The 21,244-nt window shown below is 28.2% G+C and carries 31 protein-coding genes; 25 read left to right on the top strand and 6 right to left on the bottom strand.

Features of this window, described 5'->3' with window-relative positions; all coding sequences use genetic code 11:
* The first annotated feature begins 140 nt into the window (after positions 1-140).
* The 4 genes from AMRN_RS05645 (at position 141) to AMRN_RS05660 (ending at position 4,170) form a co-directional block, all read left to right on the top strand.
* Positions 141-653, top strand: a complete 513-nt coding sequence (locus AMRN_RS05645; RefSeq protein WP_099310575.1) for a 3-isopropylmalate dehydratase small subunit — start codon at positions 141-143, stop codon at positions 651-653.
* Positions 640-1,707, top strand: a complete 1,068-nt coding sequence (gene leuB / locus AMRN_RS05650; protein ID WP_099310576.1) for a 3-isopropylmalate dehydrogenase — start codon at positions 640-642, stop codon at positions 1,705-1,707. Before AMRN_RS05645 ends, leuB begins: the two co-directional genes overlap by 14 nt.
* A 203-nt stretch (positions 1,708-1,910) precedes the next feature.
* The gene (locus AMRN_RS05655; protein ID WP_099310577.1) at positions 1,911-3,164 is read left to right on the top strand and encodes a coiled-coil domain-containing protein; all 1,254 of its coding nucleotides are present in this window, start codon (positions 1,911-1,913) and stop codon (positions 3,162-3,164) included.
* A 76-nt stretch (positions 3,165-3,240) separates the two neighbouring features.
* Positions 3,241-4,170: a DHH family phosphoesterase gene (locus AMRN_RS05660; protein WP_099310578.1), complete on the top strand. Its 930-nt coding sequence runs from the start codon at positions 3,241-3,243 to the stop codon at positions 4,168-4,170.
* 23 nt (positions 4,171-4,193) lie between these two features.
* Here the strand turns inward: AMRN_RS05660 and AMRN_RS05665 are convergent, their stop codons facing one another.
* Both AMRN_RS05665 and AMRN_RS05670 read right to left on the bottom strand, forming a co-directional pair.
* On the bottom strand, positions 4,194-6,251 hold the full coding sequence (locus AMRN_RS05665; RefSeq protein ID WP_099310579.1) for a BCCT family transporter: 2,058 nt from the start codon (positions 6,249-6,251) through the stop codon (positions 4,194-4,196).
* A gap of 56 nt (positions 6,252-6,307) precedes the next feature.
* Positions 6,308-6,670 carry an HIT family protein gene (locus tag AMRN_RS05670; protein ID WP_099310580.1) on the bottom strand — a complete coding sequence of 121 codons (363 nt, stop codon included), beginning with the start codon at positions 6,668-6,670 and terminating at the stop codon, positions 6,308-6,310.
* A 312-nt stretch (positions 6,671-6,982) separates the two neighbouring features.
* Here AMRN_RS05670 and rpmJ point away from each other — a divergent pair, with 312 nt between their 5' ends.
* The 16 genes from rpmJ (at position 6,983) to AMRN_RS05750 (ending at position 17,503) form a co-directional block, all read left to right on the top strand.
* Positions 6,983-7,096: a 50S ribosomal protein L36 gene (gene rpmJ / locus AMRN_RS05675; protein ID WP_079577253.1), complete on the top strand. Its 114-nt coding sequence runs from the start codon at positions 6,983-6,985 to the stop codon at positions 7,094-7,096.
* A 6-nt stretch (positions 7,097-7,102) separates the two neighbouring features.
* Entirely contained in the window at positions 7,103-7,471 is a 369-nt protein-coding gene (gene rpsM / locus AMRN_RS05680; RefSeq protein ID WP_079577254.1) for a 30S ribosomal protein S13, read from the top strand.
* 9 nt (positions 7,472-7,480) lie between these two features.
* Positions 7,481-7,873, top strand: coding sequence for a 30S ribosomal protein S11 (rpsK, locus tag AMRN_RS05685; protein WP_099310581.1), 393 nt, complete (start codon positions 7,481-7,483; stop codon positions 7,871-7,873).
* A 10-nt stretch (positions 7,874-7,883) separates the two neighbouring features.
* Positions 7,884-8,510, top strand: a complete 627-nt coding sequence (gene rpsD, locus AMRN_RS05690; RefSeq protein ID WP_099310582.1) for a 30S ribosomal protein S4 — start codon at positions 7,884-7,886, stop codon at positions 8,508-8,510.
* Between the two features lie 15 nt (positions 8,511-8,525).
* A complete protein-coding gene (locus AMRN_RS05695; protein ID WP_079577257.1) occupies positions 8,526-9,524 on the top strand; it encodes a DNA-directed RNA polymerase subunit alpha in 999 nt (332 codons plus the stop codon).
* A gap of 15 nt (positions 9,525-9,539) precedes the next feature.
* Complete coding sequence (gene rplQ, locus AMRN_RS05700) at positions 9,540-9,893, top strand: 50S ribosomal protein L17 (protein ID WP_099310583.1); 354 nt, start codon at positions 9,540-9,542, stop codon at positions 9,891-9,893.
* Positions 9,894-10,059: 166 nt separating this feature from the next.
* Positions 10,060-11,421 (top strand): Asp-tRNA(Asn)/Glu-tRNA(Gln) amidotransferase subunit GatA, encoded by a 1,362-nt coding sequence (gene gatA, locus AMRN_RS05705; RefSeq protein WP_099310584.1) that lies wholly within the window; start codon positions 10,060-10,062, stop codon positions 11,419-11,421.
* A gap of 21 nt (positions 11,422-11,442) precedes the next feature.
* Positions 11,443-12,888 carry an IMP dehydrogenase gene (gene guaB, locus AMRN_RS05710; RefSeq protein WP_099310585.1) on the top strand — a complete coding sequence of 482 codons (1,446 nt, stop codon included), beginning with the start codon at positions 11,443-11,445 and terminating at the stop codon, positions 12,886-12,888.
* 416 nt (positions 12,889-13,304) lie between these two features.
* Entirely contained in the window at positions 13,305-13,694 is a 390-nt protein-coding gene (locus tag AMRN_RS05715; protein ID WP_099310586.1) for a DUF6678 family protein, read from the top strand.
* Positions 13,695-14,483: 789 nt separating this feature from the next.
* Complete coding sequence (locus AMRN_RS05720) at positions 14,484-14,927, top strand: NUDIX hydrolase (RefSeq protein WP_079577522.1); 444 nt, start codon at positions 14,484-14,486, stop codon at positions 14,925-14,927.
* A gap of 80 nt (positions 14,928-15,007) precedes the next feature.
* Positions 15,008-15,421, top strand: a complete 414-nt coding sequence (locus AMRN_RS05725) for a GNAT family N-acetyltransferase (protein WP_099310587.1) — start codon at positions 15,008-15,010, stop codon at positions 15,419-15,421.
* Between the two features lie 78 nt (positions 15,422-15,499).
* The gene (locus AMRN_RS05730) at positions 15,500-15,850 is read left to right on the top strand and encodes a hypothetical protein (RefSeq protein WP_099310588.1); all 351 of its coding nucleotides are present in this window, start codon (positions 15,500-15,502) and stop codon (positions 15,848-15,850) included.
* Positions 15,851-15,957: 107 nt separating this feature from the next.
* Positions 15,958-16,164 (top strand): hypothetical protein, encoded by a 207-nt coding sequence (locus AMRN_RS05735; RefSeq protein ID WP_099310589.1) that lies wholly within the window; start codon positions 15,958-15,960, stop codon positions 16,162-16,164.
* Between the two features lie 99 nt (positions 16,165-16,263).
* On the top strand, positions 16,264-16,689 hold the full coding sequence (locus tag AMRN_RS05740) for a hypothetical protein (RefSeq protein ID WP_079577266.1): 426 nt from the start codon (positions 16,264-16,266) through the stop codon (positions 16,687-16,689).
* 108 nt (positions 16,690-16,797) lie between these two features.
* Positions 16,798-17,133: a hypothetical protein gene (locus AMRN_RS05745; RefSeq protein WP_228145278.1), complete on the top strand. Its 336-nt coding sequence runs from the start codon at positions 16,798-16,800 to the stop codon at positions 17,131-17,133.
* A 106-nt stretch (positions 17,134-17,239) separates the two neighbouring features.
* Positions 17,240-17,503: a hypothetical protein gene (locus AMRN_RS05750; RefSeq protein WP_099310590.1), complete on the top strand. Its 264-nt coding sequence runs from the start codon at positions 17,240-17,242 to the stop codon at positions 17,501-17,503.
* Positions 17,504-17,522: 19 nt separating this feature from the next.
* On the opposite strand, the gene AMRN_RS05755 is transcribed toward AMRN_RS05750, so the two are convergent.
* On the bottom strand, positions 17,523-17,900 hold the full coding sequence (locus AMRN_RS05755; RefSeq protein ID WP_099310591.1) for a hypothetical protein: 378 nt from the start codon (positions 17,898-17,900) through the stop codon (positions 17,523-17,525).
* Positions 17,901-18,027: 127 nt separating this feature from the next.
* Here AMRN_RS05755 and AMRN_RS14320 point away from each other — a divergent pair, with 127 nt between their 5' ends.
* From AMRN_RS14320 to AMRN_RS05770, 4 genes are all read left to right on the top strand, one after another.
* Positions 18,028-18,156, top strand: a complete 129-nt coding sequence (locus tag AMRN_RS14320; RefSeq protein WP_265734374.1) for a hypothetical protein — start codon at positions 18,028-18,030, stop codon at positions 18,154-18,156.
* A gap of 25 nt (positions 18,157-18,181) precedes the next feature.
* On the top strand, positions 18,182-18,391 hold the full coding sequence (locus AMRN_RS05760) for a DUF2905 domain-containing protein (RefSeq protein WP_099310592.1): 210 nt from the start codon (positions 18,182-18,184) through the stop codon (positions 18,389-18,391).
* Between the two features lies 1 nt (position 18,392).
* A complete protein-coding gene (locus AMRN_RS05765; RefSeq protein WP_099310593.1) occupies positions 18,393-18,749 on the top strand; it encodes a DCC1-like thiol-disulfide oxidoreductase family protein in 357 nt (118 codons plus the stop codon).
* Between the two features lie 61 nt (positions 18,750-18,810).
* The gene (locus tag AMRN_RS05770; RefSeq protein WP_099310594.1) at positions 18,811-19,368 is read left to right on the top strand and encodes an LOG family protein; all 558 of its coding nucleotides are present in this window, start codon (positions 18,811-18,813) and stop codon (positions 19,366-19,368) included.
* A gap of 24 nt (positions 19,369-19,392) precedes the next feature.
* On the opposite strand, the gene AMRN_RS05775 is transcribed toward AMRN_RS05770, so the two are convergent.
* From AMRN_RS05775 to AMRN_RS05785, 3 genes are all read right to left on the bottom strand, one after another.
* The gene (locus AMRN_RS05775; protein ID WP_079577272.1) at positions 19,393-19,887 is read right to left on the bottom strand and encodes a type II toxin-antitoxin system antitoxin SocA domain-containing protein; all 495 of its coding nucleotides are present in this window, start codon (positions 19,885-19,887) and stop codon (positions 19,393-19,395) included.
* 3 nt (positions 19,888-19,890) lie between these two features.
* On the bottom strand, positions 19,891-20,145 hold the full coding sequence (locus tag AMRN_RS05780; protein ID WP_099310595.1) for a hypothetical protein: 255 nt from the start codon (positions 20,143-20,145) through the stop codon (positions 19,891-19,893).
* Positions 20,146-20,206: 61 nt separating this feature from the next.
* Positions 20,207-20,641 carry a copper resistance protein CopD gene (locus tag AMRN_RS05785; RefSeq protein WP_099310596.1) on the bottom strand — a complete coding sequence of 145 codons (435 nt, stop codon included), beginning with the start codon at positions 20,639-20,641 and terminating at the stop codon, positions 20,207-20,209.
* A gap of 108 nt (positions 20,642-20,749) precedes the next feature.
* Between AMRN_RS05785 and AMRN_RS05790 the strand changes: the two genes are divergently transcribed.
* Positions 20,750-21,196, top strand: a complete 447-nt coding sequence (locus AMRN_RS05790; RefSeq protein WP_099310597.1) for a protein tyrosine phosphatase family protein — start codon at positions 20,750-20,752, stop codon at positions 21,194-21,196.
* Positions 21,197-21,244 lie beyond the last annotated feature (48 nt).

Consider the following 21,244-nt stretch of genomic DNA (forward strand, 5'->3'; position numbering starts at 1 on the left):
ATACCGAAATTAGTTAAAAAAATAATTAAATTTATCTATTTAATCTATTATTTTTAAATAATTGGATAAAATGCGTCTTCATTTAAAATTATATAAGATAAAAATTGTATGGAGAAATACTAAAAACTTAAGGACAGAATATGAATGTAATTACTGGAAAAGTATGGAATTTTGGGGCAAATATTGATACTGATATTATTATTGCTGCTAGATATTTAAATAGTTCAGAGCCTGAACATTTAGCAAAATATGTAATGGAAGATGCAGATCCAGATTTCCCTAAGAAACTACAAAAGGGTGATATTATTGTTGCTGGTGAAAACTTTGGTTGTGGTTCTAGTAGAGAACATGCTCCAATTGCCTTAAAAGCTGCTGGTGTTGCTGCTGTTGTAGCCCCATCATTTGCAAGAATTTTTTATAGAAATGCTTTTAATATGGGATTGCCTATTTTTGAACTACCAGAAGCATTAGAAATAAAAGAGAATGATGAAATTTCTATTGATCTTGATAATGGAAAAATTATTAATAATACAACTAATAAATCATATGAATTTATTGCTATCCCTGAGTTTATGCAAGAGTTGATTGCAGTTGGTGGATTAATAAACTATGCAAAAGAAGAAATAAAGAAGGAAAATAATGAAGAATTATAATATTTCAATTATTAAAGGTGATGGAATTGGTCCTGAGATTGTTGATGAGGCAATTAAAGTACTAGATGCTGTTTCTTACTCTTGTGGATTTTCTTTAGAGTATAAAGAGTATTTAATGGGTGGAATTGCTATTGATATGACAGGTGTTCCACTTCCTGATGAAACTGTACAAGGTGTTTTAAACTCTGATGCTTGTTTATTTGGTTCAATTGGTGGAGAAAAATGGGATACACTTCCACGAGAACTTAGACCTGAAACTGGACTTTTAAAGTTTAGAGAAGCTATGGGTGTATATGCAAACTTAAGACCTGCAATTATTTATGATGAATTAGTAAATGCTTCAACACTTAAACCTGAAGTTATTGAAGGTGTTGATATTATGGTTGTACGTGAGCTTATTGGTGGAATTTATTTTGGTCAACCAAGAGAAAATGATGGTTTCAAAGCATTTAATACAATGGTTTATACAAAACCTGAAATTGAAAGAATTGGTAAAAAAGCTTTTGAACTTGCAATGAAAAGAGATAAAAGAGTTTGTTCTGTTGATAAAGCAAATGTTCTTGAAGTTTCTCAATTATGGAGAGATACAATGGAAGAGTTATCAAAAGATTATCCAGAAGTTGAATTATCTCATATGTATGTAGATAATGCAGCTATGCAACTTGTTAGAAATCCAAAACAGTTTGATGTTATTGTAACAGGAAATATATTTGGAGATATATTATCAGATACAGCTTCAATGGTAGTTGGTTCAATTGGATTATTGCCAAGTGCTAGTACTGGTGATAAAACAGCAGTTTATGAGCCAATTCATGGAAGTGCACCTGATATTGCTGGACAAGGAATCGCAAATCCTATTGCTACAATTGAAAGTGCTGGAATGATGCTTAGATACTCTTTAGGTGAAGATGAAGCAGCAAATAAAATTGATTCAGCTATTAAAAAAGCACTTAAAGATGGTTATAGAACAAAAGATTTAGCAGCATATGATGCTAAAGAGATTGTTACAACAGCAGAAATGGGTGATATTATCGCCAATTATATAAATAAATAAGAGATTTTCTCTTATTTATAAAAATATAAGTAACTCTTTTTTTTTACGTTATTTTTTGTTTAAATCTTATACTACAAATAAAACTTGAGATAAAAGTAAAAGAATTCTTTTGATAAATATTTAATTAAAATTTTTTATTATTTTCTTTAAATAATTTATTCTTTTGATGTAAATTTAGGTAGAATCTTTAAAAGGTAATTAAAATGGAAAGTATTATTGCTTTAGAAGAACTCATTAAAGATAATGAAACAAAAATTGCTTTACAAGAAAAACAGATTAAAAATCATGAAACTGGTGTATATAGACTCTCTCGTATGGGTTTAGCCTCTGCTGAAAATTCACTTGAATTAGCAACACAATTAGTAGAAAAATATAAAAAAATGTTAGAACAACTTCAATCAATTGAAGGAGAAGCTTTAAGAGAAAAAGAGCAGCTCGTGATTTTAGCAGAGAGAAAAAAGTATTTTGATGCACAACCTTCTAGAATAAAACTAAATAAAGAAGAAAGTAGTGATAAAAAACTCGAGGTTTTAAGAATTTTAGATGAATTACCAGAAGGTATTCAATTTGAAGATAAAGAGTTACTTGAAATGGCTGAAAAATCTTTAGAATTAAATCTTTCTGATTTAGAAGAGTTTCATTCTAAATTAGAAGATATTAAAAGTGAGTTTAAAGCTATTAAAGATCAAATTGAAGATGAAAATTTACAAGAATTCCAAACAATTGATTTTTTAATTCCTCTTGTTGTACTTCATTTTTATGTTTTAAAGTCAAATATACAAGACCATATAAAGAAAATTAATGATAAAGCTTTACAAAAACAAAAAGATTTAGAAGAAGAAAAAAATCTACAAATAAAAAAAATTCAAGAATCTTTTAAAGAACAAGAAGAACTTTTACAGGCTAAACAAACAGATAAAAGTACAAAAAAACAAGAACTTCTTGATATTCAATCAACAATGAAAACTTTAAGTAACAAACTTTTAAAAACAAAAAATACTAAAATAGAAAAACCAATTGAAAAAAAATTCCCAGGATTTCCAAAATATGAAGATTGGTGGATAAGAGAGTTGTGGTCAAGTCATCAAGCATACTTTGCCTTATTTAGATGGAAAAAGATTATAAATAAGCTATGTATAACAACAGAGCAAAAAAAAGCGTGGTCTATTATTTTTGATAGATGGGTTTTTATAAAAAAACTTTTAAATGATAAGGGAAAACTTGCATATCACTATCACTTTGCATTTGATTCTTTACTAAGTACATATGCAGAAGTAGAAGAAGAATTAGAAGTAAAAAATATTGAATCAATGGAAACTATTATAAATAAAATTACTGCAAGAGAGGACTTTACAAAAAATGTCAGTTTTCATAAAGTAATTACTTCTTATTTAAAGTTTAAAACAGAAAAAATAAATAAAAGTTCAAAACAAAAAGAAGAAGATGTCTTATTTTAATTGATATTTGTATCAATAGTTCAAATTTATTTTTTTTATGATAAAATTTATAAAAATATTTTTATATAGGAAAATTATGTCTGATAAAAAGTATAGACTCGTAACTAGAAGCGATATGGATGGTCTTGTTTGTGGAACATTACTAAAGTATTTAGGAATTATTGATGAAATAACTTTTGTTCATCCAAAAGATATGCAAGATGGAAAAATAGAAATTACATCAAGTGATATTACGACAAATTTGCCATATGTTGATGGTGTGTATTTAGCATTTGATCATCATTTTAGTGAAACACTTAGAAATGAAAAAAAAGATAATCATATTATTGATGCAGATGCTCCTAGTGCAGCAGAAGTTGTATATAGATATTATGGTGCAGATGAAAAATTTCCTTCAAAGTTTAAACCAATGATGGATGCAGCCAATAAAGCTGATAGTGCATCTTTTACAAAAGAAGATATATTAAATCCTAAAGGATGGGAATTATTAAGCTTTTTGATGGATAGTAGAACAGGTCTTGGTAGATTTAGAGATTTTACTGTTGCAAATTATCAGCTAATGATGGATTTGATTGATTATTGCAAAGATCATGATATTAGTGATATTTTAGCTTTAAGTGATGTAAAAGAGAGAATAGATTTATATTTTAAGTATGAAGAACAGTTTAAAGAACAACTAAAAAGATGTACAAGCATTCATAAAAATCTTATTATAGTTGATTATAGAGGTGAAGAGATAATATACCCAGGTAATAGATTTATGATATATGCAATGTATCCAGAAGCAAATATTTCTATTCATGCTATTTGGGGAAAAGATAAACAAAATGTTGTTTATAGTACTGGAAAATCAATTATTAATAAAACTTCAAATACAAATGTAGGTGAACTTATGCTTAAGTATAATGGCGGAGGTCATAAAGCTGCTGGTGGTTGTCAAATTGACCATGAAGATGCTAATAAAGTGCTAGATGAGTTAATTACTAAAATTAATATAGATGGATAAAACTTAATAAATAGACAAAATGTCTATTTATTAGTCTCACTTTCATTATCTAGTAAGTCATCATGCTCTTCCATATCCCAAGGAAGTGTTGCTGGTGTTGTATGAATAAATCTTAAATATTTTTCAAATTGTGTTAAAATATCATTTATTATCGTATGCTCTTCATATCCATATAAATCATAATGTAAACCACCTCTTTTTAAAAATGCTTCTGCATTATAATAATAAGTTTGTTCTTCTTCCATCTTATCAAGAGTTAAATATGCAAAATCTGGCAGATCATACTCTCTTAATCTAACTTCATAGTTAAAGTTTACATGTTCATCTTTATAAATAGAAATAATAGCTCTTACATACTCTTCATCATACTCTATTTCGCAATTCCAATTAGATTCTTTTAACTCTTTTTTGATTTTTTTCATACTGTTATAAACATCATTTCTTATAAAATGCTCAACAACATCTTTTTTGGGAAAGTTAATTAACTCTTTTAATCTACCTTTCCAAAACTCATCATTATCTACACTTGGATGTTGCAAGTTCATATTTACAGTGTGTTGCAAACTATGCTCTCTATGATCTTCAATAATCAAAGCTCTCCACATGCCAACTCCTGCTATTAACATAATAATAGCAAAGGGCAGTGCACTTACAATGGATGCTGTTTGTAAAGCTCCTAATCCACCTGCAATTAAAAGTACAGAAGCTACAACTCCTTCTAATATAACCCAAAATGAACGTTGCCATACAGGTGTATGAATTGCTCCACCTGAAGCTAAAGAGTCTATTACTAGTGAACCTGAATCTGATGAAGTTACAAAAAAAGTAATAATTAAAAAAACAGTTAAGAAAGAGATTACTTCTGTAAAAGGTAATCTTTCAAAAAGTTTAAATAGTGCTATTGCTTTGTCATTTTGAACTTCTGTAATTAAAGAATCATAACCTTGTACCATTACCATATGAAGTGCAGTATCACCAAATATCGAAAACCATAAAAATGTAAAAATTGTAGGTACTAACATAACTCCTACAACAAACTGTCTAATTGTTCTACCTTTACTAATTTTAGCAATGAAAAGTCCAACAAAAGGTGCCCATGCAATTGTCCATCCAAAAATAAACAATGTCCAGTTTCCAATCCAATCATTTGAAGTATATGCTTGAAGACTAAAAGTTCTTTCAACAATATTACTTAAATAACTACCTGTATTTTCCAAGAAAGTATTTAAAATAAAAATAGTTGGACCTACAGTAAATACAAATAACATAAGTGCAAGAGCAAGTAATATATTTATTATAGATAATCTCTTTACACCTTTATCCATCCCTGCAAGTACTGAAAATAGGGCAAGTGCTGTTATTAAAGCAATAATAGTAACTTGTACTGTAGTACTTACTTCAATACTAGGCCATAAATAATTAAGTCCCGCATTAATTTGAGATACAGATAAACCTAAAGTGGTTGCTATACCAAATAGTGTTCCTAAAATTGCAAAAGTATCAACTGTATGACCAGCTGGGCCATGAATTTTATCTCCAATTAGTGGATAAAGAGTTGATCTCATTGATAAAGGTAAACCATGTCTAAATGCAAAATATGCAAGTGTTAAACCAACTAATCCATAAATAGCCCAAATATGAAATCCCCAGTGAAAATAAGCAATTTGCATAGCTTGTTTTGCAGCTTCAATTGTCAATGCTTCTCCAGAAGGGGGTGCAGCATAATGAAGTATAGGTTCAGCAACACCAAAAAATAATAATGCAATACCATAACCAGCTGAAAAAAGCATAGCAAACCAAGATGAAAAGCTGTATTCTGGTTCTGAGTGATCAGGTCCTAATTTAATATGTCCCCAAGGTGAAATAGAAATTGATATTATAAATATCAAAAATAGTGCCACTGCAAGCATATAAAACCAACCAAAGTCATCAGTGATATATTCAAGTGTTGAAGAAAAAATTTCTCCCATTAATTTTGGATTGCTTATAGTTCCTACTACTAATAATAAAATTACTATAACAGCAGGAATAAAAACAGGAACCAAAATTGTTGAGTTAGAATTTTTAAGTTTCTCTAACATTTTTGTCCTTTAAAAAATTATTATATTTATATATAATATCAAAATTGAAATTAAGTCTATAATTTTTTTTTCAAATTACTATAAAATTCTTCAAATGAGGGTAATATTAAGCTTGGTTCTCTTTGTTTTTTTCCCCACATAGGTTCGGGAAAATAGGAGTCTTGTTTAAACCTTGCCATAATATGAAAATGAACATGAGGCACATAGTTCCCAAATGAAGCAATATTTATTTTTTCAGGATTAAAATAATCAATCATCTCTTTTTCTATAATATCAAGTTTACTCCAAATCTCATTTTTAACATTTTGAGGACAATGACAAAACTCTTTATAATTCTCTTTTGTAAAAATTTTCAACCAAGGTATTTCACTTTTTTCTAAATCTATATATATTAAATCGTTTTCATAAATATAATTCATGTTTTATCCTTGTTTTTTTATCATTTTATCAAAAATATACTAAATCAAGTTAAAAAACCTATTTAGATACACAATTCAACATACTTTAAGTAAACATTAAATATAATCCAATTCCATTTTTCAGCCAAAGAGGAATTTTTTATAAAATATTTGTGTTTTATAAAGAGTTGGGCAGAATCAGAAAAAAGCAAATTTCCTTATATTAAGGTTGTTTTAGCTTAGCTTACATTTTTGATAAAAGGTTTATGCTTTTTTCAAGTGTAATTCTTCCCTGTTGAAAAGTGGTAAATAACACAAAAAGAGGACCAGCTTATGAAAGTAAGAGCTTCAGTTAAAAAAATGTGTGATAAATGTAAAGTTATCAAGAGAAAAGGGATCGTAAGAGTAATTTGCGATAACAAAAAACACAAACAAAGACAAGGATAAAAAGACATGGCTAGAATTGCAGGTGTTGATTTACCAAATAAAAAAAGAATGGAGTATGCTTTAACATACATTTTCGGTATTGGTTTACATAACTCTAGATTAATCTTAGACGCTGTTGGAATTGATTACAACAAAAGAGCTCACGAGCTAACAGAAGATGAAGCAGCAGCTATTAGACAAGAGATCCAAAAAAACTATATGGTTGAGGGTGATCTTAGAAAAAAAGTTGCTATGGATATCAAATCATTAATGGACTTAGGTTCATACAGAGGTTTAAGACATAGAAAAGGTTTACCTTGTAGAGGGCAAAAGACAAAAACTAATGCTAGAACAAGAAAAGGTAAAAAGAGAACTGTTGGTGCAGCAGCGAAATAAGGATAACTGATGGCAAAAAGAAAAGTAACTAGAAAAAAAATAGTAAAAAAGAATATTGCTGACGGAATTGTTCACATTGCAGCAACGTTCAATAATACAATGGTAACAGTAACTGACAACGCAGGAAATGCTATTGCATGGTCAAGTTCTGGAAACTTAGGTTTCAAAGGTAGTAAAAAATCTACTCCATTTGCTGCTCAACAAGCAGTAGAAGATGCAATGAAAAAAGCTATGGAACATGGTATTAAAAATGTAGGAATCAAAATCCAAGGACCAGGTTCTGGAAGAGATACTGCAGTTAAATCAGTTGGTGCTATGGAAGGTATCAGAGTTACATGGTTAAAGGATGTTACACCACTACCACACAATGGTTGTAGACCTCCTAAGAGAAGAAGAGTGTAAGGAGTAGGTAATGGCAAGATATAGAGGACCAGTAGAAAAAATTGAAAGAAGACTAGATGCAGACCTTGGATTAAAAGGTGAGAGAAGACTTAATGGAAAGTCTGCATTAGAAAAAAGACCATACGCTCCAGGACAACATGGACAAAGAAGAACTAAAATCTCTGAGTATGGTTTACAATTAAGAGAAAAGCAAAAAGCTAAATATCTTTATGGAGTATCTGAAAAACAATTTAGAAAATACTTCAAAATAGCTGCAACAAAAGGTGGAAATACAGGTGAAAACCTTATTACACTAATTGAGCAAAGATTAGACAATGTTGTTTATAGAATGGGATTTGCTTCAACTAGAGCAAACGCTAGACAATTTACAACACATGGACATGTTTTAGTAGATGGAAAAAAATTAGATATTCCTTCTTATATTGTAAAACCTGGACAAAAAATTGAAATTAGAGAAAAATCTAAAACTAACCCACAAATCGTAAGAGCTTTAGAGTTAACAAACCAAACTGGTATGGTTGACTGGGTAGATGTAGATAAAGATAAAGTATTTGGTATTTTTACAAGAATTCCTACAAGAGAAGAAGTAGTTATTCCTGTTGAAGAAAGATTAATTGTAGAGTTATATTCTAAATAATAAGTAAGGTAGCATATGAAAAAGTTTGCAGACGCACCGTTTTTACCGACAGAAGTTGAAATAGAAGCTATCAGTGAAACTGAAGCTAAAATATCAGCATATCCATTTGAGAGTGGTTTTGCAATTACTTTAGCTCACCCTTTAAGAAGACTTCTATTAAGTAGCTCAATTGGATACGCTCCAATTGCAGTTAAAATAGAAGGTGCTAATCATGAATTTGATTCATTAAGAGGTATGCTTGAAGATATAGCTATTTTTATTATTAATCTTAAAAATATTAAGTTTAAAATCAATAGTGATGAAGAGCAGGTTATTGCTGAATACTCTTTTGATGGACCAAGAGAGATAAAGGGAGCTGACTTAACTAATGCAGATGTTGAAGTTGTTAGTCCTGAAGCACACCTAGCTACGATTAATAGTGATTGTAATTTAACTTTCTCAATTATTATTCAAAAAGGTATTGGTTATATGCCTTCTGAAGATATTAGAGATATAGTTGGACCTGATTACATTCCTATTGATGCATTTTTCACGCCAGTAAAAAAAGTTGTTTATGATATTGAAAAAATGTTAGTTGAAGATAATCCAAATTTTGAAAAAGCTGTATTTACAGTACAGACAAATGGTCAAATTACACCAATTACTGCTTTTAAAGAAGCAATATCTGTAATGTATTCTCAAATGTCAGTATTCAATAAGGTATTTGATTTATCTGAAGTAACAGTTAATGATTCTGGTGAAGAACCAGTTGAATTAAAAGATTTGATTGTAAAAATTGATGATTTGAATTTAAGTGCTAGAAGTTTTAACTCTTTAGATAGAGCTGGGTTAAAATATTTAGGTGAATTAGTACTTATGAGTGAAGTAGAAGTTAAAAATATCAAAAACCTAGGAAAGAAATCTTTTGATGAAATTTCTGATAAGTTAGAAAGCTTAGGTTTCCCTATTGATAATACACTTCCAGAAAATATTGCGTCGGCTTTAAGAAGAAAGCTTGAACAATTAAAAGTATAGTAGTAAAGGTTTAATATGAGACATAAGCATGGTTATAGAAAGCTAAATAGAACATCTTCTCATAGAAAAGCAATGTTAAAAAATATGGCAATTGCTTTAATTACAAGAGAAAAAGTTGAAACAACTGTTCCAAAAGCAAAAGAATTAAGAAGATATATTGAGAAATTAGTTACTGTATCAAAAAATGCAGACTTAAATACTCACAGACAAGTATTCGCTTCATTACAAGATAAAGAAGCAACTAAAAAATTAATTAATGAAATAGCTCCACAATATGAAACAAGAAATGGTGGATATACTTCAATTGTTAAAACTAGAATTAGAAGAGGTGATGCTACACAAATGGCATTCATCTCATTTGTTAAGTAATTATTAACAAACTTTCACAAAAGGGATAGAAGCTTTGCTTCTGTCCCTTTTTTTATTCCTTAAAAAATAATTTTTTCAACTCCTATTTACTTTACTAGATTTTAATCATTTTTTATATATAATGTGGCGTAATACTATATTTGTAAACAAATTTTAGGAGCAATAATTGATAACTCTAAAAGAAGCACTACAACTTAGTAGTGAGGAAATAAAAGATTTAAGAAAAGATTTAAAAGAAAAGATAAAACAGAGCAATATAGGTGCTTATGTAGAACAATTAACTAATAATGATATTTCTATTTGTGGTGAGGGAATACCTATAGCTATTAAAGATAATATTAACGTAAAAGATTGGGAAATTACTTGCTCTAGTAATATTTTAAAAAATTATATATCGCCATACAATGCAACTGTGATTGATAATCTTATTGAAGCTAAATTAAGTCCATTTGGTAGAACAAATATGGATGAGTTTGCTATGGGAAGTTCAACTGAATCTTCATGTTATGGTAAAACTTTAAATCCTGTTGATAATACAAAAGTTCCAGGGGGAAGTTCTGGTGGTTCTGCTGCTGCTGTTGCAGGTGGAATTGCTATTGCTGCACTTGGAACAGATACTGGTGGAAGTATTAGACAACCAGCAGCTTATTGTGGATGTGTTGGTATGAAACCAACTTATGGAAGAGTTTCAAGATATGGAATTACTGCTTATTCATCTTCTTTAGATCAATGTGGACCAATAACTCAAAATGTTGAAGACGCAGCAATATTATATGATATTATTTCTGGAAATGATCCAATGGATTCAACTTCTGCAAATGTCGAATATCCAAAAGTTAGCCAAAATTTAAATAGTGATAAAAAACTTACAATTGCAGTTATTGAAAACTTTATTGAACAAGCAAGTGATGAAGTAAAAAAAGGTTTTAATAAAGCAGTTGATGCATTAAAAGAGGCTGGTCATACAATTGTTTATAAAAATATGGTAGATACTTCAAAGATTCTATCTTCGTACTATATTGTAGCAACTGCAGAAGCTAGTGCGAATTTAAGTAGATTTGATGGTGTAAGATATGGAAATAGAAAAGGTGATGCAGGTCTAAAAGACATGTACACACAAACAAAATCACAAGGTTTTGGACATGAGGTACAAAAAAGAATTTTATTAGGTTCATTTGTATTAAGTTCTGGATACTATGATGCGTATTATATCAAAGCTCAAAAGGTAAGACATCTTATAAAAGATGAATATGAAACAATTTTTAAAGAAGCAGATTTAATACTTTCTCCAGTATCTCCAACTACAGCTGTAGAGTTTGGAAGTTTTAAAACTTCACTTGATATGTATTTAAGTGATATATATACAATCTCTGTAAACTTAGCGGGACTTCCTGCAATATCATTGCCTGTAGATAAAGATAATAGTGGAATGCCAGTTGGTGTTCAATTAATAGGTAAAGCATATGATGAACAAACTATGTTTGATGGTGCTTTATCTTTAGAAAAATGTGTAAATTATAAGAAATAAATATTATAAAGGGGATATTAAATGAGAATTAGAAAAAAAGCATTAACGTTTGAAGATGTACTTTTAGTACCACAAAAATCAGAAGTTTTACCTAAAGAGGTTTGTTTAGAAACAAAACTAACAAAAAATATTAACTTAAATATCCCATTTGTTAGTGCTGCTATGGATACAGTTACAGAATATAGAGCTGCAATTGCAATGGCTAGACTTGGTGGAATAGGTATCATACATAAAAATATGGATATTGAAACACAAGCATTACAATGTAAAAAAGTTAAAAAAAGTGAATCAGGTATGATTATTGACCCTGTAACAATTGGACCTGAACAAACTTTACAAGATGCAGAAGATATTATGGCTTCATATAAAATCTCAGGTGTTCCTGTTGTAGATGAAAGTAATACTTTATTAGGTATTTTAACAAATAGAGATATGAGATTTACAAAAGATTTTACATTAATAGCAAAAGACAAAATGACAAAAATGCCTCTTATTACTGCAAAAGAGGGTACTACACTTGATGAAGCTGCTGATATTATGCACGCAAATAAAATAGAAAAACTTCCAATTGTTAACGTTAATAACAAACTAATTGGACTTATTACAATTAAAGATATTAATAAAAAAAGAGAATATCCAAATGCAAATAAAGATGAATTTGGAAGATTAAGAGTTGGTGCTGCAATTGGCGTAGGACAAATGGACAGAGCAAAAGCACTTTGTGATGCTGGTGTTGATGTTTTAGTACTTGATTCTGCACATGGACACTCAAAAGGTATCTTAGAAACAGTAAAACAAATCAAAGCTGAACTTGATATTGAAATAATTGCAGGAAATGTTGCAACAGCAGAAGCTACAAGAGATTTAGTCTTAGCTGGTGCTGATGCTGTAAAAGTTGGAATTGGACCTGGTTCTATTTGTACAACTAGAATAGTAGCAGGTGTTGGTGTACCACAAATTTCTGCAATTGATGAGTGTGCTGCTGAGGGTGCTAAACATGGAGTTCCAGTTATTGCTGATGGTGGAATTAAATATTCAGGTGATGTAGCAAAAGCTTTAGCAGTTGGAGCTAGTTCTTGTATGATGGGAAGTGCTTTAGCTGGTACTGATGAAAGCCCTGGTGAAGTTGTACTTTTCCAAGGAAGAAAGTTCAAAACATACAGAGGTATGGGAAGTATTGGAGCTATGGCAAAAGGAAGTAATGATAGATATTTCCAAGAAGGAACAGCTACAGATAAACTTGTACCTGAAGGAATTGAAGGAAGAGTTGCTTATAGAGGAAGTATCTCAGATATTATTCACCAAATGGTAGGTGGACTAAGAGCTTCTATGGGATATGTAGGAAGTGAAAGTATTCCTGTATTTCAAAAGAAAGCAGAGTTTGTAGAGATTACAACAGCTGGACTTAAAGAGTCTCATGTTCATGATGTGACTATTACAAACGAAGCGCCTAACTACCACGTTTAAAAGTGATGTTATAAACATCATCTTTTAAACTTATTCTGCGTTGAAGCTTAAATTTTAATGCTCATGTACTTATATGTACACTCCGCTTAAAATTCAAGCTTCGCCTTGACTAAATCTAAAATCTAATATTTCTAATATCACTTTTTGATTTCATTGATTTTTCTAAAACTTTTATAATTTATTTTAAAAACCCAAGACGAATTTACAATATCTTAACAATTAAATCATTTAAAAAATTATATTAAATATATAAGTTAGGATAAAATTATTATATATTGTAATATTTTATTAAAATCGTCGTATTTACGGAATTTTGTTTAACTCAATATCATACATTAAAAATGTATTACTATTAAGTAGTTTTATGGGTAATTAATATATAATATATTATTAATGAATGGTTATACGAATATAATATGAACGAAAAATATCGAAAAATAATAAACGAACGTCAGTTAGTTTCTGTGATGAACAAAACTAAGTGGCGAGAATTGTGTCATGATTTTGAAAAGCTCCACTCTCTATACATTAGGGTAAAATACAAACTGATTTCATCTGAAGAAATTTTAGGGTTCAGTGCAGTTTGGTGGAATGAAATCTACGAAGAAAGTTCAGCTATCGAGTGGATAGATTTTAATCCAATAATTTCTAAGTATCGTGGACGTTTAGTCGCGCCAAAAGAAACTGATATGAGTTATGAAATTCTGGCAATTTTAAAGAAGCATGGAATCAAATATTCTATGGAAGGGTCTTACTTTCGAGTTTGGGGATATTTGAACCAACATACAAATCCAGTATTCGTATAACAAAGTATTAAAGAGCTGGGCATTTGAATGCTAGTTTGAGTACAGTGATTTGTGTTGCCTACTCTTGATGCGGCGTTATAAACACAAAGGAACTTCTTGGACTTAACAAAAAAATAGGGTCAGTTGTCACCTTAAATTTTGACGAAATTTATTTAACTAAATGGGCAGAGAAAATATTAAATGGTACTAAAAAATGCAAAGGTCAATATCGTACCTTCCCGCATTTGAGAAGCCAAGTGTTTATTTATTGTTTCGGAGAAGTTTTGTAACTGTTTGAGCATAATAAATATGCTGGGAGCATATTTTTATGTAAGTTTTCTCAAAGAGAGTGCAAGCACAAGACAAAACAGAAATAATAAATAATAAGCGAGGGAACCTTCGGCTTCGAAACCTGTGGGTTGTTTTTATTTTACTTTTTTCAATAAAAAAGTGAATATTTAGAATTTATCTCTCATAATATCTAGTAATTTCTTTCCCATTTTTAACTCCTGAAATACTTAGCATTTTGTTAAACTATTACAATTTTTAACCAATATCAGAACATTTTGATAAGATATTAAACATATTGGTAATAATCTAACAAAAATAATTATACCAAGTATAAAAAATAAGATAAAAAATATTACATATTGTAATATATTATTTATTATTTTATTGATATCGCTATATTTATAGGACTTTATTTAAGTTAATATCATAACATTAAAAATGTAATCCTATTAAGTAATTTTATGGGTAATTAATATATAATGTATTACTAATAAATAGTTATGATTCAAAGGAAATTATGTGAAACACTATGTAACCGGTTTTCTATTTACAAGAGATTCTAATCATGTTGTTTTAATAAAAAAGCTAAATCCGAAATGGCAACGAGGATTGTTTAATGGCGTGGGTGGAAAAATAGAAGAAAATGAAAAGTCTTGCGATGCTATGTCCAGGGAATTTAAAGAGGAGACAGGAGTTGTTATAAACGCTGAAGAGTGGGTTCAATTTTCACATATTCATCGTCCCGGATTTTATCATTTGGACCTATATTATGCTCATTCTGACCTTGCTTTTGATGTCAGGACTATTGAAAAAGAAGAAGTTCATATAGTAAAAGTGAATAACTTACCAAAAAATATTATTCCGAACTTACAATGGCTAATTCCTTTAGCTTTAGATAAAGAAATGGATTTTTCAAATCCTATTTTAATGCAGGAAATAGCTAATGAAAGAACTAAATCATAACAAATCAGTGGAGCTAATAAACTACCCTGCGGGCAATTTATTAGCTCACTTTAAACGTTATATGCACAAAGGAGTATAACTTGAATATCGAATATAAACTAAATCAAAATATTACATCATCAGAATTTATAGAGGTTTTAAAAAACTCAACTCTAGGCGAAAGAAGACCTATTGATGATTTGAAAACAATCAAAGGTATGATTGAAAATGCAGATATAATCGTAACGGCTACAATAGATGACAAAATAATTGGTGTTGCAAGAGCAATTACTGATTTTAATTATTGTTGTTACCTATCAGACTTGGCAGTAGATGAACAATACCAAAAGAATGGAATTGGTAAAAAACTCATTTCAAAAGTTCAAGAACAATTAAATGATAAATGTAAAATTATATTGCTCTCAGCACCTGATGCAACAGAGTATTATCCAAAAATTGGATTTACTCAACACAATTCAACTTGGACACTTGGAAGACAAGATAAATTAAACTAAAATGTATATGACAAAATATTTCTCAACTCAAACGTTATATTAAAAAGGTATTTTAGATTTTTAAAGGAAAGTTATAATATGAGAAAATTAAAACAAGAAATGTTAAATAAAATGGATGAGGAGTTATTATTAGAAGAATTGAAATACATTAATAATGTTACATTGCATAATGATAAAACTACACTATCATTAATACTTGGATCAATAAGTATTAATATGTTAATTTACAGATTTTTCACAGGAACTTCAGAAATATTTATTTGGTTTAAAACTAATATTGATTTAGTTACATTTATATCAGTTATATGTATTTTTTTAATAAATCTATTCTTAACAAAATATTTCAATACGTATAAAGATGATATTATTAATAGATTAATTAAGAAGAAATATAAAGCAAACAATAAATATAACAAATCATTGAAATAGGGGTCAGTTGCCACCTTGAGTTACAAACTAAAAAACAAACAAGAGGTTTTCTATTTTTTTATTAATTTTTCACTACAATACGAAACTCAAAAATTCAAGGCTAAAAAATGGCAAAAAGTCAAAACAATAATAGTGTAAAAAGTTCAAAAGTTGATTTAGTTAAACTAAGTAGTAACTCTACTCCAAAAGCATTTTCTAAAGACACAGCAGTAAAAGAGCAAGTTGTAAATGCAAGAAAAGCTTCAAGTCAAAACAAAGAAAAAGCAAAGAAAAAAGCTAAAATGGCAAAAAAATCTAGAAAAAAAGCAAGATAGTAGATTGCTATAGTAATATAAGTGAATTTTTCAATAAAATTTATAAAGCTTTTATTAAATTTAAAAATTCGCTATAATGCCTAAAATATAAGGATATATATGCCAAAAGGTAAAAAAACAGTTATTAAAGAAATAAAACTATTAGAAAATGATGAAATTCTAATAAATGGAAGAGAATATGTTATTCTTGAAACAACAAAAGATATTCAAACAGCAAAGACTATGAAGGTATCTTCAAATGGAAATAGAATATTAAGATTTGATGATGAAAATAAAAAAGCTAGAATTGATTTAAAAAGATCAATAGATATTTATAAAATAACTTTTAAAGATGAACAAAGAGCAAAACAGTTTGCTAAAAGCAAAGACAAAAAACTAATTTTAGCAGATGATACTAAAGAGATTATTTCAACTGCAAACTCATCTATACAAGCTCGTTCTATCATCTCTAAATTTCAAGATAAAAAAAGTAAAGATTATGACAAGCAATTAGGTGTAAATACTTTTTATTTATTTGAAGAGTAAACTCTATAACAAATCAAATTACAATATGTAATATTTTTGATACTTTAGTTTTAATTGTTGTATACTTTTATAAATAAAACAGAGGTTACTACAATTAGAAAGAAGGATATGAAAGTGCAAGGTAATATAGAAGTAACATACAAAATAGTAAATAAAAACGATTTAAATTTAACTATTAGTTTAGAAGAACTCTTGAAAAATGAAAAAATAGTAAAAGCTATAAAAAGTGAGTTTGCAAAAGGATATCGAAATATTGATATTAAAACTGATTCAGATTTAAGTGATAAAATCAAAGTTGAAACTATAAAGAAGCATTACTCTTTTAGTGCTTTAAAAGATGATTTTGCAGATATTATTGCTCTTGCTGAAGATCATGCTACAAATAATAAGCTACTAAAAAAAGACTCTTTTGTTGAACTTGTAGATATAAAAACAGTTGAATAGTTTTTTGATTTTAAAAAATAATAATCTCTATTGTTCTTTTAGATTTTATAATAGTCTAACTTTTATAATAGTAAGATTTAGTATATAAATAAGAATTGGAATAATTATGTTAAAAAATAATAAATATATCAATAAAATTAAATATTACTATAAGTTGGCAAAAGAAAAAAAGATTGATAGCTATATGATACTTGCTGGTGCAGCTGGTGTATTACTTGGATTAGTTTGTTCAATACCTATTATAAACAAAATATTTGCTTGGTTTATACTGTTTGGAGTTGTAATAAAACTATATGATTTTTCAGAAGAAATAGAAAAAAATATAGTTCCATACGATTTTAATCGTTTATTGCCACCACCAAAAAAATAATATATTTATGAGTAATTATTTACTCAACTTCCATTGCTATTTTTTCTAGTTGGGATAATGTTTTTTTCTCTAAATATTCAATCTTCTCAATAAGCTTTTTTTGGCTGTGAAATTCATACTTTTTACAAATAGTTTCTATTAGATAGTATTTTGTTTGAGTTTCATCTTCTATTTTTGATTTCTCTTTAGTTTTTAAAATCTCATTTCTTTTTGTTATAACTTTTTTTAAGTACATATCAACTGCTTTTGTATTTAGTTGATTTTCAACTAAAAATATTTTACTAGTTTTAAGTATTTCTTCTATTTTTTGTTTTAATGTGTCAAAGTCATAAAAAGTTTTGTCATTTATAAGCTCTTTGATTTTGCTATCAATAAAATCAAGTTCATTATGCGTCATACTTTTCCCTTGTATTATCTTTTGTGTGATTTTAACATATTATAAACTAGGGTTAAATTATAAATATATTTATTAACAAAGATTAAATATTTAATTGTTATCATATTCAAAATATTGTGGAGAGATTATGAAGAATATTTTAGTTATTGGTATGATTATTATTGCTATTGGTTATATGATTGTTATGATGAAAAATAATTATGACAATGTAAAACAAACAAATGAAAAAATCAATCAGCAAAAGAAAATAAAATAATAAACTTGAAGTAAAGGAGTTTTATATGGAACGTTGGTTTATTTTAGCGGGTTTAGCTCTTGTTTTAGTAGGATTGATTTTGCGTTTTATTCCAAATGTTTTTAGTTGGTTTGGAAAACTTCCTGGAGATGTACATATAGAAACTGAAAGCACAAAAGTAATGTTTCCTTTAACATCGATGATATTAATAAGTATTGCATTATCTTTAGTAATAAGTCTTATTAATAAATACTAATATGAAAGATATAAAGCTTTACTATGATAAAAATTGTCCTTTTTGTTCAAAGTATGCTACTTTTTTAAAACTAAAAGAAAATCATAAACTAACTATTTATAACGCAAGAGATAATAAAGAGTTGATGAATGATTTTTATAAAAAAGGTTTTGATATCAATAGGGGCTTTATTATTTTGATTGATGATTTAGTTTTGATTCAAGGAAGTGATGCTTTAGCTTATCTTGATAATATTGCAAAAAATAGATTATTTATTTTTAGAAGTTCAAAACTAATGTTTTTTATATATCCTATTTTTAAGTTTTTGAGAAAAACAATACTCTTTTTACTAAGAAAAAATACAAATATTAGAAGTTGATTTATAGTTAAGTTAATTTGACTATAATTTATGCCTATTTATAAAATAAAGGAAAATTATCATGAGAATAGCTGTTTTTTGTGGCTCAAGTGTTGGAAATAATGAAAAATATATAGAAGAAATAAAAGCGCTTGGAGAGTTTTTTGCAAAAAATGACATAGAGTTAGTTTATGGTGGTGGTAAAGTAGGACTTATGGGTGCAGTTGCAAACAGTGTTATGCAAAATGGTGGCAAAGTTTATGGTGTTATTCCTGAAAAACTACAAGAAAAAGAGCTTGCTCATACAGGTATTACAAAACTAAAAGTAGTAAAAGATATGCATGAAAGAAAAGCAGAAATGGCAGCAAATGCAGATGCCTTTATTGCTTTTGCAGGTGGAGCTGGAACTTTAGAAGAGATTTTTGAAGTTTGGACTTGGGCTCAACTTGGATTTCATTCAAAGCCTTGTATATTTTTTAATATAAATGGATTTTACGATAGTTTATTTGATATGATGGATAACATGGTAAAAGAAGGGTTTTTAAAAGAAGAGTATGTAAATATGCTAATTAAAACAGATGATAAAAAACAGATGTTAAAAGCTATTGAAAACTATAAATCACCAAATCAAAAATGGTAACAAAAAGAGTGAAAAACACTCTTTTTAAATAATAGCTTCACCTTGTGGTGTTGTTCTTACAAGTTCAATTTGAAATGTATCATTTGCTATATTTCTTGGGCTTGTATCTTTATATTTTTTAACTATTTTTCTAATAGTATCTAGCTCTTCTTTTTCAAAAAGTGAACTGTCAAACTCTTCTTCAACTTTGATAAATCTTAATTCTGTATGAGTCTTTTTACTAATTGTTTCAATATCTATATACTCAAGAAGTTCTCTAATTAAAAATAGCATTTCATCTTCTTCATCTAAATCTTCATTGTTTTCAATAATTGTAAAGATTTCTTGCATGATTTTAGGAGTTGGCGCTCTTTTTTCTTTGATATAATCATCTGCAAATATTTTTTCACCATTTTTTTGTAAGTTCTCATAATCAACCAAAAATAAAAGTGTTGAAACTTTCTTTTGATTTATAAATTGTGCATCTTTTTCTAACATATATAGTATAAAGTTTGCAATTTTTGTAATATCAAAACCCATAAATTAGATGTCCTCTTCATGTAGTTGCATCTCTTCTAAAACAGCAAGAATTTCAACTGCTTGTTCTTGTGTTAATTCATCTTTTGCAATTGCTCTTAATGTCTCTTCGAAATATTTTTTTAAATCTTTTAAGTATTGAAGTTCTTCTTTGTCTTCATCATTTTTGATGTTTTTTGATACTTCAATAATAGTTTCATCTAACTCTAAAAGTGCATCATCTTCTAATAAATCTTTTAACTCTTTGATTTTTGCTGTCAAGTTTATTCCTTTGTCTTTTTTTGAAAGTATAACTAAATAAAAATGATAAAACTAGTAAACATTAAACCCAAAACATAACTTTTGCTAAAATTACAATTATAATAGCTAAAATAAGTGCAATAAGATGAAAGTGCTTCATAAAAGCCATTGGTTTTTTTTGTCTAAATTTACAAGATAGTGAATATAAAACTCCAATAGCAATACCCAAAACTAAAAATAGTTTTATCCAAAGTAAAATTTGCATATTTGTTTGAAAATATCCCAATGTAGAGTTTATATATTTTGAAAACATATAACCACCACTTAGTACAAGTAAAAGTACACAAACTGGATAGACTTTTACACCCTTTGTATAAATAGTCTGTTTTATCTCTTCTGCTTTTTGTGTATTGTATTTTTTATCTAAGATATTCAATACGAAAACATCTGCAAAAATAAAACCTACAAAAAAAATAGCACAAAAAACATGAATAATAAGCGCGATGTTATAAGCCATAGTAGCTCCTTTATTGATTTTGATAATTATACTTAAAAAGAAAAAAATAAAAATTGATTTTTGTCAACTTCTTTAGATATAATCAATAATCTAATAAAAGGAAGCAACATGGATACTATTTTAAATTACATTAAGATAAATGAAAATATCTCTACATCAGGTCAGCCAACAGAAGATGAGCTTAAAATGATTGCAAATAATGATTTTAAAGTAGTTATTAATCTTGCTTTATCTGACTCATCTTTAGCTTTAGAAAATGAAGATAAGATTGTGAGTGATTTAGGTCTTACTTATATTCATATACCAGTTGATTTCCAAAATCCAGAACTAGAAAATATGAAGATATTTCTAAATATACTAAATGGTTTTGTAAATGAAAAGGTTTGGATACATTGTTCAAAGAACTACCGTGTTACATCATTTATGTATGTTTTTCATAAATACTTTTTAAAAACACCTTTTGAACAAATCGATTTGTCAATGTTTGATTTTTGGACTCCAAATACACAATGGCAAGAATTAATGAAAATCTCTTTTGAAGAGTTACAAGCATAAAATAAAAGTCTCTTTTATGATAGAATTTGGTACAATTTCCACGTTTAT

Origin of the sequence: Malaciobacter marinus (genome assembly GCF_003544855.1) — a bacterium.
GTDB classification, from domain to species: domain Bacteria; phylum Campylobacterota; class Campylobacteria; order Campylobacterales; family Arcobacteraceae; genus Malaciobacter; species Malaciobacter marinus.